The following is a 12356-nucleotide window of genomic DNA, read 5'->3' on the forward strand; positions in this document are numbered from 1 at the left end:
CAACGCGTTTCGAGGAAAGTTTTGCCGTACCGATATCTGCGCTAGACCCGGCGTGCTGCGACGGGCTCGACGATGCCGAAGCCACGGACCGGTCGCGGGGGCAGCGGGCGGCACTCGATCTGCTCCGCGGGCAGCAAACCCGCAGTGGTCTGGTCGACGATGATCCGGTTGCGGCGGGCAACCTGTGTGAGCCTCGCGGCGAGGTTCACGGCCGGTCCGAAGACGTCGCCGAGCCTCATGACCACGGGTCCGCTGGCGAGCCCGACCCGCACGTCCGGCATCCGGCTGTCGCGCCCGATCACGTTGATGATCCCCTCGGCGGTCTCGAACGCGGCGAATGGGTCGTCGTTCACGAACAGCACCGCGTCGCCCATACTCTTGATGAGCCGCCCGTGGTTGGTCCCGATGACGTCGCCGGACCTGGCCTCGAAGACCTCGACCAGGTCGCCGATCCGCTCTCGGGTGAGCTCGTTGGACAGCGCGGTGAAGCCGACGATGTCGGCGAACCCGACGGTGAGGTCGGTGCTCTGCGGGTCCTCGTCGTCGACGGAGCGCAGCGACTCCATCCGGGTCAGGGCGGCGGCGAGGTGCCGGCGCCACGAGTAGAGCAGCAGCTCCTCGAACGTGCGGCCGTACTTCTCCAGCAGCAGCGGCGTCGCCGCGCCGACCTCGAGGGTGTCGTCGTTGGCGATGTGCTGGATGAGGGCGCCGACCTCCCAGTCCGCGAGCCGGCCCATGGTCAGTCCGACGCCGCGGGCGATCTGGAAGAGCATGTCGAGGTCGACGATGCCGTCGCCGAGGATCCCGACGACGGCCCGCAGCGCCTCGACGTCGGAGGAGGTGTACGCCGCCTCGTCGCGCAGCTCGGGGAAGCCGAGGACCCGCCACAGCCGGCGGGCGTCCTCCGCCCGCATGCCCGCTTGCTCGGCGACCTCACCGGCAGTGAGGCTCGGGGTCTCCCCCAGGATCGCGGCGGCGGGGTCCCCGGAGGCCTCCGGGTCAGACACCTTCGTCGGCGCGGCGCGTGGGCGCGCCGCCACCGCCGTGCAGCGCGTTCAGCAGCTCGTTGAGCTTGAGCTGGGTCTGCTCGACGTGCGGGATGTCGTTGAGGCGCACCTCGCCGAAGGTCGAGGCGTCGGTGATGATCAGGCTGCCGCAGCCGAACAGCCGGTCGGTCAGGTTGATCTCGATCGAGACGTCACTGATCCGCGCGAGCGGGATGTCGTGCCCCTTGCGGGTGAGGATCCCGTGCCGGGTGATCAGCCGACGGTCGGTGATGCCGTCGACGGTGGTGAGCCACTCGAAGAACGGCCGGACCGTCCACCAGAGGATCGCGACGACGCACAGCACCCAGACGACGAGCTTGACGACGCCCCAGCCGTCGGGGAGCAGCACCTGCGCGGCGACGCCGACGGCGAGGAAGAAGACCAGCGCGAGGATCGGGCCGAAGAGGGCCTTGGGGTGCTGGCGGCAGCTGATGACCAGCGTCTCGCCGGGGTTGAGCAGCTTCTGCGAAATGGCCACGGCCGCATCCTCCCACTCGAGAGGGGCCTACGTCGCGGGACGCACGTGAACGACGTCGCCCGCACCGACCCGCTGCGCGCCGGACCCGGTCTCGACGACCAGCCGGCCGTCCGGGTCGATGGCCGTGGCCCGCCCGACGATCGCCTCGCCCGTGGGCAGGTCGACCCGCACCTGCTGCCCGATGGTCGCGCAGCTCTCGGCGTAGGACGCCGCGAGCCTCGCGGCCGCCCCCTCCCCGCCGACCTGCCAGGTGTCGTAGCCCTCGCGGATCGCGGCGACGACGTCGAGGAGGACGCTGTCCCGGCTCGGCACGCCGTCGGACCCGCCCGCCTCGATCGCGAGCGAGGTCGCCGTCGGCACGGGCAGCTCGTCCTCGGTCAGGCCGACGTTGACGCCGACCCCGACCACCGCGGCCGCACCGTCCGGGGTGTCCACCCGCTCGACCAGGATCCCGGCCACCTTGCGCTCCTCGACGAGCACGTCGTTCGGCCACTTCACGTGGGCGTCGTACCCCTCGGCGCGCAGCGCCTTCGCGACGGTGTGCCCGGTCAGCAGCGGCAGCCACGGCCAGGTCGCCGGCGGCACGCTCGGCCGGAGCAGCATCGAGAAGGTCACCGCGGTGCCCGGCGGCGTCTCCCAGGTGCGGTCCAACCGGCCGCGGCCCGCGGTCTGGTGGTCCGCGACGACGACCAGGCCCTCGTCCGCGCCCGCCCTCGCCCGCTCGGCGGCCACCTGGTTGGTCGACGCTGCCTCGGGCAGCAGCTCGAGGTCCAGGTCGGGCAGAACCGAGAAGGCCTCCTCCAGCGCCTGGCGGTCGAAGGGTGGGCGGGCCTGGGAATCAAAGGGTGGGCGAGGGTCAGGGCCGAGGGTCACGCCTACTACCCTTCCCGATGAGCTCAAGGAGGCCAAGCACCCGTGACTGCCGAACCGACCAACACGCCTGACCAGCCCGACATCCACACCACCGCCGGCAAGCTCGCCGACCTGGAGAACCGCCTCGAGGAGGCGGTGCACGCGGGCTCCGACAAGGCGATCGAGAAGCAGCACGCGAAGGGCCGCCAGACCGCGCGGGAGCGGATCGAGCAGCTCTTCGACGAGGGCTCCTTCGTCGAGCTGGACGAGCTCGCGCGGCACCGGTCGACGAACTTCGGGCTGGAGAAGAACCGGCCCTACGGCGACGGCGTGGTCACCGGCTACGGCACGATCGACGGTCGCCAGGTGTGCGTGTTCTCCCAGGACTTCTCGGTCTTCGGTGGCTCGCTGGGCGAGGTGTACGGCGAGAAGATCACCAAGGTGATGGACCTCGCCATGAAGTCCGGCTGCCCGATCATCGGCATCAACGAGGGCGCGGGCGCGCGGATCCAGGAGGGCGTGGTCTCCCTCGGCCTGTACGGCGAGATCTTCCGCCGCAACGTGCACGCCTCGGGCGTCATCCCGCAGATCAGCCTGATCATGGGCAACTGCGCCGGCGGCCACGTCTACTCCCCGGCCGTCACCGACTTCACCGTGATGGTCGACAAGACCTCGGCGATGTTCATCACCGGTCCCGACGTGATCAAGACCGTCACCGGCGAGGACGTCACGATGGAGGAGCTCGGCGGCGCCCGCGCGCACAACACCAAGTCCGGCAACGCCCACTACATGGGCTCGGACGAGGAGGACGCGCTGGAGTGGGTCAAGGCGCTGCTGTCCTTCCTGCCCCAGAACAACATGGACGAGCCGCCGACGTACCCCGACGATGCCGACCTGTCCTTCTCGGACGAGGACATGGCGCTCGACACGCTGATCCCGGACAGCCCCAACCAGCCCTACGACATCCACGACGTCATCACCTCGGTGCTCGACGACAGCGACTTCCTCGAGGTGCAGCCGCTGTTCGCGCCGAACATCGTCGTGGGCTTCGGCCGGGTCGAGGGCCACTCGGTCGGCGTGGTCGCCAACCAGCCCATGCAGTTCGCCGGCACCCTCGACATCGACGCCTCGGAGAAGGCCGCGCGGTTCGTGCGGACCTGCGACGCGTTCAACATCCCGGTGCTGACCTTCGTCGACGTCCCCGGCTTCCTGCCCGGTGTCGACCAGGAGCACCTCGGCATCATCCGCCGCGGTGCGAAGCTGATCTACGCCTACGCCGAGGCCACGGTCCCGCTGGTCACGATCATCACCCGCAAGGCCTACGGCGGCGCCTACGACGTGATGGGCTCCAAGCACCTCGGCGCCGACATCAACCTCGCCTGGCCGACCGCCCAGATCGCCGTGATGGGCGCCCAGGGCGCGGCCAACATCGTCTACCGGCGCGAGCTCAAGGAGCTCGCCGACAGCGGCGCCTCCGCCGAGCAGGTCGACGCCCGCCGCGCCGAGCTGATCGACGAGTACGAGACGACCCTCGCCAACCCCTACATCGCCGCCGAGCGCGGGTACGTCGACGCCGTCATCGCCCCCCACGAGACCCGCGTCGAGGTCGTGCGTGCCCTGCGGCTCCTGCGCACCAAGCGCGAGGTGCTCCCGCCCAAGAAGCACGGCAATATCCCGCTGTAGGCGGAGCGCAGCGGAGCCTGCAGCGGGATATTGCCTGCTGCTCAGCGTTGGAGCCGAGCCGGCGGAAACTTCCCCCCGCGAGCGAAGCGAGCCGTCGGAAGTTTGCGCCGGCTCGGCGGCCCCCCGACAACCGCAACAAGAAGGATCACGATGACCACTGACGACAAGCCCCAGCAGCCCCTCCTCCGCGTCGTCAACCCCGACGCGACCCCGGAGGAGATCGCGGCCGTGGTGGCGGTGTTCTCGGCGCTGGGCGGCGGCGAGCCGGCGCCCGAGCCGCCGAGGTCGGAGTGGGCCAACCCCGCCCGCCGGATGCGCAGGCCGATCAGCCATGGGCCTGGCGCCTGGCGGGCCAGCGCGCTCTAGCTCGGTCGATGGCGTCCGATCGCAGTCACCCGGTGACTGCGATCGGACGGCGTCATGGATGTCTTTCAGCGATCGGACTCGGCGCAGAGCGGCCAAACGTTGCTCTGGGTGGTCCAGAGCCGCACGGTCCCGCCGAAGAGCGGACGGCAGTCGGCGACGGTCAGCGCCCGCTCGTCCGACGAGTCGATGATCCCGTTCCCGAAGCACCAGTCGTAGTAGACGTATGCCTCGGGGAAAGACCCGTCGCGGGTCACGGAGTCCGACGGCAGGAACCGCAACAGGATGCCCGTGTCGCCGAACTCGTCATGGGTGCAGTTCTGAGGTCGGTCCGGACCGCCGCCGTCCGGAGCGGCGCCGATGGCATCGACCAGTCGACGGGCCGCGACACCGGTGATCTGTCGCGAGCCGACCAGACCCGACGGCGTAGCGCCGCTCCGGTCGTACTGGCAGACAGCGACGACACCGTCGAAGTTGGCGGTCGGCACGCCGGGCGCCTCCGGGCGCTGGAAGCCAGCTCGCTCGACGTCGGCCTCGACCGGGCACCCGTCGACGTTGGTGGTCACCACGCGGAGAGAAGCCGTCACCCCCGACGCGAGGCCGGCGTCGGCCGGCGACTCGAGCACGGAGATCTGGACGTCACCGGCGGTGGCTCGCGTCAGGGTCCAGTCGCGATAGGTCCACGTGCCGTCGGGGTTGTCGGTGTTGGGATCAGACAGCGTGACGTGGGACTGCCACAGCCCGAACGGCAGTACTCCGAAGGCCGACGGCATGTCCGCGGGCTGCTCCGTCGGCATGCAGCCAACCGCGGCGACCCCGCCGAACCCCGTACTGACCTCGACGTAGTGGTGGTCTGGCACGCCCCACGACCGGCCGTCCTCCGCACCGTGCACGCAGTCCGGCCTGCTGGAGCTGTCATCGAGCGGCCAGGCCTCAGGCACCCCGACCTCGACATCGCGGAAGCTCATCCACCGCTGGCCGTCCGCCAGGGCTGAGGCAGTCGACGGACCCGAAGCGTTGTCGGAGGTCCGATCACTGTCACGGTCGCCGCCGCCTCCGATCAGCACCGAGATCGCCACGACGACCGCGACGGCAAGCGCGGCGATGCCGGCCGCCGACCACGCCCTCTGCTGCCCAGACTGATTGCTCACCGACTCCTGCTCCTACCCATACCGAGAAGACGTGCCTGCCGCGCTGTTCGTTGCGGCGCATCCCAGAGCACTTCCTACCGCGGTCTGAGGCGGCGGCCGCCGTACCCGGGCAGGATGGCGGCATGAACCGTCTGATCGCCATCGGCGCGGCGTCGTTCGCCGGCATGGGTGTCGTCTCGTTCCTCAAGCCCGACGTGGTCACCTCGGTGGTGGGTGTCGCCGCACCTCATGCGGACGCGCGCACCGAGCTCCGCGCGGTGTACGGCGGCATGCCGCTCGCGCTGGCAGCGACCCTCGCCGCCGCGCCGAGCTCCGGCACCGTGATCGGCGTGGCGACGGCCGGCATGGCGGCCGGACGCGCCGGATCCAGCTACTTCGAGGGCGGCCTGAGCCCCAAGATGAAGGGCTTCATGGCGTTGGAGATCGCGCTCGCCGGTGCGCTCGTCCTCGGCGCACGCCAGCATCGCAAGGCGCTCACCGCCTGATCGCCGGCTTCGGCCTCGGGGCCGATGCGCGTTGTAACCCTGCTCACATAGGGTCGCGCCATGCGCCCTGTTGACTCTCGGACCGACCAGTACGTCGACGACGTCTCCGCCGCCGACCCGATCCTCGCGACCGCCATCGGCGTGCCGGGCTACGACCACCTGATGCCGGACCTGACCCCGGACGGGTTCGCCGCGCGGGAGGACCTGGTGCGCGCCGCCGTCGCCGACGTCACGGCGTTGACGCCCAGCGACGAGCGCGAGGCCATCGCGCGCGACGCGTTCCTCGAGCGCAACCGGATCGAGGTCGAGCGGATCGATGCGGGCCTCGCGCGGCACGAGCTGTCGGTGATCTCCGGGTGGAGCAACGAGGTCCGCGGCGCGTTCGACCTGATGGGCACCGACACCCCCGAGGAGTGGGAGGCGATCGAGGCGCGGCTGGCCGCCGTCCCGGGCACGCTCGAGGCCTATCGCACCACCCTGCTCGAGGAGGCCGGGGCAGGGCGCGTCGTGGCGCGGCGGCAGTACGCCGAGCACGCGAAGCAGATCCGCGGGTGGACCAAGAGCGGGCCGGGCAACTACTTCCTCGACCTGGCCGCCAAGGCGCCGGACGGCGTGCGCGACGCGGTGGCGAAGCAGGCCGAGACCGCGGCGTCGGCGTACTCCTCCTTCGCGGACTTCCTCGAGAGCGAGATGACCCCGCGGGGCAGGGAGGCCGACGGCGTGGGGCGGGAGCACTACGCGCTCGCGTCGCGGGAGTTCCTCGGGGCGACGGTCGACCTCGAGGAGGCCTACGCGTGGGGCTGGCAGGAGCTGAAGCGGATCGAGGACGACATGGCGGCGACCGCGCAGCGGGTCGTGCCGGGCGGCTCGCTCCAGGACGCGCTCGCGGCGCTCGACAGCGACCCGGCGCGCGACCTCGGCACCCGCGAGGCGTTCCAGGACTGGATGCAGGAGAAGTCCGACCGGATCCTCTCCGAGTTCAACGGCGTGCACTTCGACATCGCGGAGCCGATCCGGACGCTCGCCTGCAAGGTCGCGCCGGTCAACGACGGCGGTGCCTGGTACACGCCGCCGTCCGAGGACCTGTCGCGGCCCGGGACGATGTGGTTCTCGTTCACCGACGACCAGGAGCACCTCTCGACCTGGCGCGAGACGACCACGGTCTTCCACGAGGGGGTGCCGGGCCACCACCTGCAGTGCGCCCAGGCCGTCTACCGCGCCGACCTGCTCAACCGCTGGCAGCGGCTGATGTGCTGGGTGAGCGGCCACGGCGAGGGCTGGGCGCTCTACTCCGAGCGGCTGATGGACGAGCTCGGGTTCTTCGAGGACCCGGGCGACCGGATCGGGTTCCTCGACATGCAGCGCTTCCGGGCCGCGCGGGTGATCGTCGACATCGGCGTGCACCTCGGCCTGGAGATCCCCCAGGACAACCCGTTCGGCTGGCGGCCCGGCGAGGTCTGGGACGCCGGCCGGGTCCTGGAGTTCATGCTCGCCCACTCGTGGCACGAGGAGGGTCAGGTCCGGTTCGAGGTCAACCGCTACCTCGGCTGGCCGGGACAGGCGCCCTCCTACAAGCTCGGCGAGCGGATCTGGCTGCAGGCCCGCGACGAGGCGAAGGCGCGCGCCGGCGCGAGCTGGGACCTCAAGGCGTTCCACACTGCTGCGCTCGACCTGGGCTCTCTCGGGCTCGACCCGCTCAAGGCGGCGCTGGCGCGGCTCTGAGGCCGGGTGTCGGTACGGCGTCCTAGCGTCGCGCCCATGCTCGAGCTGAGCCTCCAGGACGCCCGCCGGATCGCCGTGCGTGCGCAGCTGCTCGACGCTGTGAGGCCGGAGTCGCTGGTCGCGACGGTCGACCAGCTCACCCTGCTGCAGATCGACCCGACGGCCGCGATCGCGCCCAACGTCGACCTGGTGTCGTGGTCGCGGCTGGGCGACGCCTACGAGCACTCCGACCTGAGGTTCGCCCTGGAGGAGGAGCGGTCCCTGGTCGAGCACTCCTCCTTCGTGCGGCCGATGGACGACATCGGTCTGGTCCTCGCCACCGCACGGGACCGGATGCACGCCACGGGCTACGAGTGGCTGGAGGCCAACGCCCGGTTCCGCGCCGACGTCGTTGGCCTGCTCGCGGCCGAGGGCCCGCTCGTGGCCGCCGAGGTGCCCGACACCGCCCAGGTGCCGTGGCAGTCGTCGGGCTGGACCAACGACAAGAACGTGGAGCGCATGCTCGAGCTGCTCTGCCGTGTCGGCGAGGTCGCGATCAGCGGCCGCCGCGGGAAGTTCCGCACGTGGGACCTCCCCGAGCGCGTCTATCCCGCCGATCTCGAGGTGCCGTCCTACGACGACGCCAAGGCGGTCCTCGACGAGCGCCGGCTCGCCTCGCTGGGGATCGCCCGGCCGACGACCAAGCTGCAGGGCGAGGAGGTCGCCGCGGCCAACCGCGGCGAGCCGTGCGTGGTCGAGGGGCTCGCCGGCGAGTGGCGGGCCCACCCCGACGCCTTGGGCCTGACCGGCGCGGACTTCGAGCCGCGCACCGCGCTGCTGTCGCCGTACGACCGGCTCGTCTACGACCGCGACCGGGCGCTCGACCTGTTCGACTTCGAGTACGTCCTGGAGATGTACAAGCCCGCCGCCAAGCGCCGTTGGGGCTACTTCGCGCTGCCGATCCTCCACGGCGACCGGCTGGTCGGGAAGCTCGACGCCAAGGCCGACCGCAAGGCCGGCCTGCTCCGGGTCTTCGCCGTGCACGAGGACTTTCCCTGGGCCCCCGACATCGGCGACGCCGTCGAGGCCGAGATCCAGGCCCTCGCCGACTGGCTCGGCGTGGAGGTGGTCCGGGGGTAACTCGGTGTTCGGTTCACTCCCCGGGAGCGAGGGGCCGGCGCCGCCCCGCCCGGTCGCACGCGGTTCGTTAAGGTCTCGCGGCGTGACGAACTTCGTGCTCGCCTCGGCATCGCCGGCCCGGCTCAAGACGCTCCGCTCGGCGGGCCTCGACCCGACGGTCATCGTGTCCGGGGTCGACGAGTCGCAGGCCGACGGGCTGCCGCCGATCGAGATGGCGCTGCAGCTGGCTGAGCTGAAGTGCGCGGCGGTCGCGCCGCGGGACGACGTACCGGACGGGGCGCTGGTGCTCGGCTGCGACTCGGTGCTCGAGCTGGACGGCGAGGCGCTCAACAAGCCGGGCACCGAGGAGGAGGCCACGCGACGCTGGCAGGACCTGCGCGGGAACACCGGCGTGCTCCACACCGGCCACTGCCTGCGCGACGCCACGACCGGCAGGGTCGCGGCGGCCACCGCGTCGACGACCGTGCACTTCGCCGACGTCTCCGACGAGGAGATCGCGGCATACGTCGCCAGCGGCGAGCCGCTGCACGTCGCCGGGGCGTTCACCGTCGACGGGCTCGGCGGGGCCTTCGTCACCGGCATCGAGGGCGACCACCACAACGTGGTGGGCGTCAGCCTCCCGCTGCTCCGCGAGCTGGTCCTCGAGCTCGGCCACTCCTGGACCGACCTCTGGGCCCGCTGACCGCCGCGTCGCCTCGCGAGCCGGCTCGGCTCTACTCGACGGGGAGGCCGAGGCCGCGGGCGATGAGCATCCGCTGGACCTCCGAGGTGCCCTCGCCGATCTCGAGGATCTTGGCGTCGCGGTAGAACCGGGCGACGGCGTACTCCTCCATGAACCCGTAGCCGCCGAAGACCTGGGTCGCGATCCGGGTGGCGGTGACGGCGGACTCGGTCGCGTAGAGCTTCGCGATCGAGGCGGCGTGCTTGAACTGCTTGGTCGACGTCGCGTCGGCGCCGGCGTCCTTCATCGCGGCGGCGCGGTAGGTCAGCAGCCGCGAGGCGTGCAGCATCACCTCGAGGTCGGCGACCTGGAAGGCGACGCCCTGCTTGCGGCCGATCGGGGCACCGAAGGTCTGGCGGTCGAGGGAGTACTCCACGCACAGGTCCACGCAGGCCTGGATCAGCCCGACAGCGAGGGCGGCGATCGCGACCCGGCCGTCGTCGAGGATCGCGAGGAACTGCGCGAAGCCGCGGCCGCGCTGCCCGAGCAGGTTGTCCGCCGGCACCCGGCAGTCCTCGAAGGTCAGCGGGTGGGTGTCGGAGATGTGCCAGCCGAGCTTGTCGTACGGCGGCTCCGCGGTGAAGCCGGGCGTTCCGGCGGGTACGACGATCGCCGAGATCTCCGGCCGGCCACCCTCGGAGGAGCCGGTGCTCGCCGTCACCGTCACCAGGGACGTGATGTCGGAGCCGGAGTTGGTGATGAACTGCTTGCTGCCGTTGATCACCCACTCGCCGTTGTCGAGCACGGCCTTGGTGCGCGTCGCCCCCGCGTCCGAGCCGGCGCCGGCCTCGGTGAGACCGAAGCCCGCGAGCCGCTGGCCGGCGACCAGGTCCGGCAGCCAGGCCTGCTTCTGCTCGTCGGTGCCGAAGGTCTGGATCGGGTTGATGCCGAGCCCGACGCCCGCCTCGAGGGTGATGCCCATCGACTGGTCGACCCGGCCGAGCTCCTCGATGGCGAGGCAGAGCGAGGTGAACGGACCGTCCTCGGCGCTGAGCCCGGCGCCGCCGTACTCCTCCGGCGCGGTCAGCCCGAACAGCCCGAGCTCGCCCATCTTCTGCACGACATCGGTCGGGAAGTGGTGGTCCTTGTCCCACTTCGGGACGTGCGGCGCGATCTCGGACTCGGCGAACTCGCGGACGGTGCGGCGGAACTCCTCGTGCTCCCGCGACAGCTCAAAGCTCATGCCCGGAGTCTAGGGCACGAGGTTAACGTTCGTTAACCCCCAGCGGCTCCCTACCCTCGACCCCATGTACAAGATCATGCTGGCGCTGCACCTGCTCACCGCGATCTTCGCGATCGGCCCCCTGGTGGGCGCGGCGACCACCGCGTCGCGCGGGCTGCGCAAGCCGGACGCCGGGGCGACCGAGTCGGCCGCCCGGACCCTGACGATCTACTCCTACGCCTCCGTGGTCGTCGTGATCATCGGCATGGGCCTGATGTCGGCGAAGGCGCCGTGGGACGAGAGCGAGCAGGTCGCCGACATCGGCGACCTGTGGATCTGGCTGTCCCTGGTCCTGTGGGCGGTCTCCGTCGCGCTCGTGCTCGCCGGCATGGTCCCGACCCTCAAGAAGGCGACGACCACGATCCGCGAGGGCGGCGCGGTCGACGCGCTGGTCGGCCGCACCGCCGCGCTCGGCGGGATCACCGGCCTGATCTACGCCGGCATCGTGTTCCTGATGGTCTACCAGCCCGGCTCCTGAGTGCCATGATGCCGGTCATGCGCTATGCGATGACCGGCGCGACCGGCTTCCTCGGCGGGGTGCTCGCCCGCCAGCTCCGCGACTCCGGACACGACGTGGTCGCCCTGGTGCGCGACCCGGCCAGGGCGACGTCGCTCCAGGACCTCGGCGTCGAGCTCGTCGTCGGCGACCTCGACGACACGGCCGCGCTGGACCGGCTGCTCGCCGGCGCGGACGGGTTCTTCCATGTCGCCGGCTGGTACAAGCACGGCCGGCGTGAGGCGGAGACGCTGCGCCGGGTCAACGTCGAGGGCACGCGCAACGCGCTCGAGGCCGCCGAGCGGGCGGGCGACGTGCGTACGGTCTACACCTCGACCATCGCGCTCAACTCCGACACCCACGGCGCGGTCCGCGACGAGAGCTATCACCACCAAGGGCCGTGGTCGTCCAACTACGACCGCACCAAGTGGGAGGCGCACGAGATCGCCAAGGAGTACGCCGCGCGCGGCCTGCCGGTCGTCATCGTGCAGCCGTCGGTGATCTACGGCCCGGGCGACACCGGCAGCTCGCTGGGCCAGCTCACCCGGCAGATCATCGACGGCCGACCCACGCTCGGACCGCGGGGCGGCGGCTCGTCGTGGAGCCACGTCGAGGACGTCGCCCGCGGCCACGTGCTGGCGATGGAGAAGGGGCGCGACGGCGAGTCCTACATCCTGGCGGGCGAGCAGGCGCCGTACGCCGACGTCTTCGGGTGGGTCAAGGAGGACGCCGGCGCTCGGACGCCGGTGATCCTCCTTCCGCGCCCCCTCATCCGGGCGTTCGCGGCGCTGACCTGGCAGCTGGAGCGCTTCGTCCCCTTTCCCCAGGCGATGACCGCCGAGGCGGCGCGCGCCGGCATGGGCACCTACTACGGCAGCTCCGCCAAGGCGGAGAACGAGCTCGGCTGGACGCACCGGCCGGTACGCGAGGGCATCCGCGAGACCGTCGAGGCCGAGCTCGCGCAGAGACGTTGACCGTCCCAAGCAACGCACCCCGGGGGCCCCTTCCGGTGACCTGC

At 71.3% G+C, this 12356-nt stretch carries 13 protein-coding genes; 8 read left to right on the plus strand and 5 right to left on the minus strand.

Translation table 11 applies throughout. The features are described from left to right. Window positions 1–41: 41 nt before the first annotated feature. From ABD709_RS04590 to ABD709_RS04600, 3 genes are read right to left on the minus strand one after another with little or no spacing between them, the layout of a single operon-like run. A complete protein-coding gene (locus tag ABD709_RS04590; RefSeq protein WP_344772754.1) occupies window positions 42–1007 on the minus strand; it encodes an adenylate/guanylate cyclase domain-containing protein in 966 nt (321 codons plus the stop codon). Continuing rightward, window positions 1000–1524 (minus strand): PH domain-containing protein, encoded by a 525-nt coding sequence (locus tag ABD709_RS04595; RefSeq protein WP_344772756.1) that lies wholly within the window; start codon window positions 1522–1524, stop codon window positions 1000–1002. The genes ABD709_RS04590 and ABD709_RS04595 overlap by 8 nt, the downstream gene beginning before the upstream one ends. A gap of 27 nt (window positions 1525–1551) precedes the next feature. Then, window positions 1552–2397, minus strand: a complete 846-nt coding sequence (locus tag ABD709_RS04600) for a biotin--[acetyl-CoA-carboxylase] ligase (RefSeq protein ID WP_344772758.1) — start codon at window positions 2395–2397, stop codon at window positions 1552–1554. Between the two features lie 42 nt (window positions 2398–2439). Here ABD709_RS04600 and ABD709_RS04605 point away from each other — a divergent pair, with 42 nt between their 5' ends. Together ABD709_RS04605 and ABD709_RS04610 are read left to right on the plus strand one after the other, a co-directional pair. Continuing rightward, entirely contained in the window at window positions 2440–4059 is a 1620-nt protein-coding gene (locus ABD709_RS04605) for an acyl-CoA carboxylase subunit beta (RefSeq protein ID WP_344772760.1), read from the plus strand. A 150-nt stretch (window positions 4060–4209) separates the two neighbouring features. Then, window positions 4210–4425, plus strand: a complete 216-nt coding sequence (locus tag ABD709_RS04610; protein ID WP_344772762.1) for an acyl-CoA carboxylase subunit epsilon — start codon at window positions 4210–4212, stop codon at window positions 4423–4425. A gap of 65 nt (window positions 4426–4490) precedes the next feature. Here ABD709_RS04610 and ABD709_RS04615 read toward each other — a convergent pair whose 3' ends face one another. Then, on the minus strand, window positions 4491–5573 hold the full coding sequence (locus ABD709_RS04615; protein WP_344772764.1) for a hypothetical protein: 1083 nt from the start codon (window positions 5571–5573) through the stop codon (window positions 4491–4493). 122 nt (window positions 5574–5695) lie between these two features. Here ABD709_RS04615 and ABD709_RS04620 point away from each other — a divergent pair, with 122 nt between their 5' ends. The 4 genes from ABD709_RS04620 to ABD709_RS04635 all read left to right on the plus strand — a co-directional run bounded on the left by ABD709_RS04620 (window position 5696) and on the right by ABD709_RS04635 (window position 9581). Then, window positions 5696–6058 (plus strand): DUF4345 family protein, encoded by a 363-nt coding sequence (locus ABD709_RS04620; protein ID WP_344772766.1) that lies wholly within the window; start codon window positions 5696–5698, stop codon window positions 6056–6058. A 60-nt stretch (window positions 6059–6118) separates the two neighbouring features. Further along, window positions 6119–7780: a DUF885 domain-containing protein gene (locus ABD709_RS04625; RefSeq protein ID WP_344772768.1), complete on the plus strand. Its 1662-nt coding sequence runs from the start codon at window positions 6119–6121 to the stop codon at window positions 7778–7780. A gap of 36 nt (window positions 7781–7816) precedes the next feature. Beyond that, window positions 7817–8899 (plus strand): DNA glycosylase AlkZ-like family protein, encoded by a 1083-nt coding sequence (locus ABD709_RS04630; RefSeq protein WP_344772769.1) that lies wholly within the window; start codon window positions 7817–7819, stop codon window positions 8897–8899. An 82-nt stretch (window positions 8900–8981) separates the two neighbouring features. Continuing rightward, on the plus strand, window positions 8982–9581 hold the full coding sequence (locus ABD709_RS04635; protein ID WP_344772770.1) for a Maf family protein: 600 nt from the start codon (window positions 8982–8984) through the stop codon (window positions 9579–9581). Between the two features lie 31 nt (window positions 9582–9612). On the opposite strand, the gene ABD709_RS04640 is transcribed toward ABD709_RS04635, so the two are convergent. After that, on the minus strand, window positions 9613–10803 hold the full coding sequence (locus ABD709_RS04640; protein ID WP_344772771.1) for an acyl-CoA dehydrogenase family protein: 1191 nt from the start codon (window positions 10801–10803) through the stop codon (window positions 9613–9615). A 64-nt stretch (window positions 10804–10867) separates the two neighbouring features. Here ABD709_RS04640 and ABD709_RS04645 point away from each other — a divergent pair, with 64 nt between their 5' ends. Beyond that, entirely contained in the window at window positions 10868–11320 is a 453-nt protein-coding gene (locus tag ABD709_RS04645; RefSeq protein ID WP_344772772.1) for a hypothetical protein, read from the plus strand. Window positions 11321–11337: 17 nt separating this feature from the next. Then, on the plus strand, window positions 11338–12312 hold the full coding sequence (locus ABD709_RS04650; RefSeq protein WP_344772773.1) for an NAD-dependent epimerase/dehydratase family protein: 975 nt from the start codon (window positions 11338–11340) through the stop codon (window positions 12310–12312). Window positions 12313–12356: the final 44 nt, after the last annotated feature.

The organism is Nocardioides panacisoli (assembly GCF_039537325.1).
Taxonomy (GTDB): domain Bacteria; phylum Actinomycetota; class Actinomycetes; order Propionibacteriales; family Nocardioidaceae; genus Nocardioides; species Nocardioides panacisoli.

Excerpts from the sequence above, each read along its gene's own strand:
- ABD709_RS04610 (WP_344772762.1), top strand. The coding sequence starts at position 4,210 with ATGACCACTGACGACAAGCCCCAGCAGCCCCTCCTCCGCGTCGTCAAC.
- ABD709_RS04620 (WP_344772766.1), top strand. The coding sequence starts at position 5,696 with ATGAACCGTCTGATCGCCATCGGCGCGGCGTCGTTCGCCGGCATGGGT.
- ABD709_RS04625 (WP_344772768.1), top strand. The coding sequence starts at position 6,119 with ATGCGCCCTGTTGACTCTCGGACCGACCAGTACGTCGACGACGTCTCC.
- ABD709_RS04630 (WP_344772769.1), top strand. The coding sequence starts at position 7,817 with ATGCTCGAGCTGAGCCTCCAGGACGCCCGCCGGATCGCCGTGCGTGCG.
- ABD709_RS04640 (WP_344772771.1), bottom strand. The coding sequence starts at position 10,803 with ATGAGCTTTGAGCTGTCGCGGGAGCACGAGGAGTTCCGCCGCACCGTC.
- ABD709_RS04645 (WP_344772772.1), top strand. The coding sequence starts at position 10,868 with ATGTACAAGATCATGCTGGCGCTGCACCTGCTCACCGCGATCTTCGCG.
- ABD709_RS04650 (WP_344772773.1), top strand. The coding sequence starts at position 11,338 with ATGCGCTATGCGATGACCGGCGCGACCGGCTTCCTCGGCGGGGTGCTC.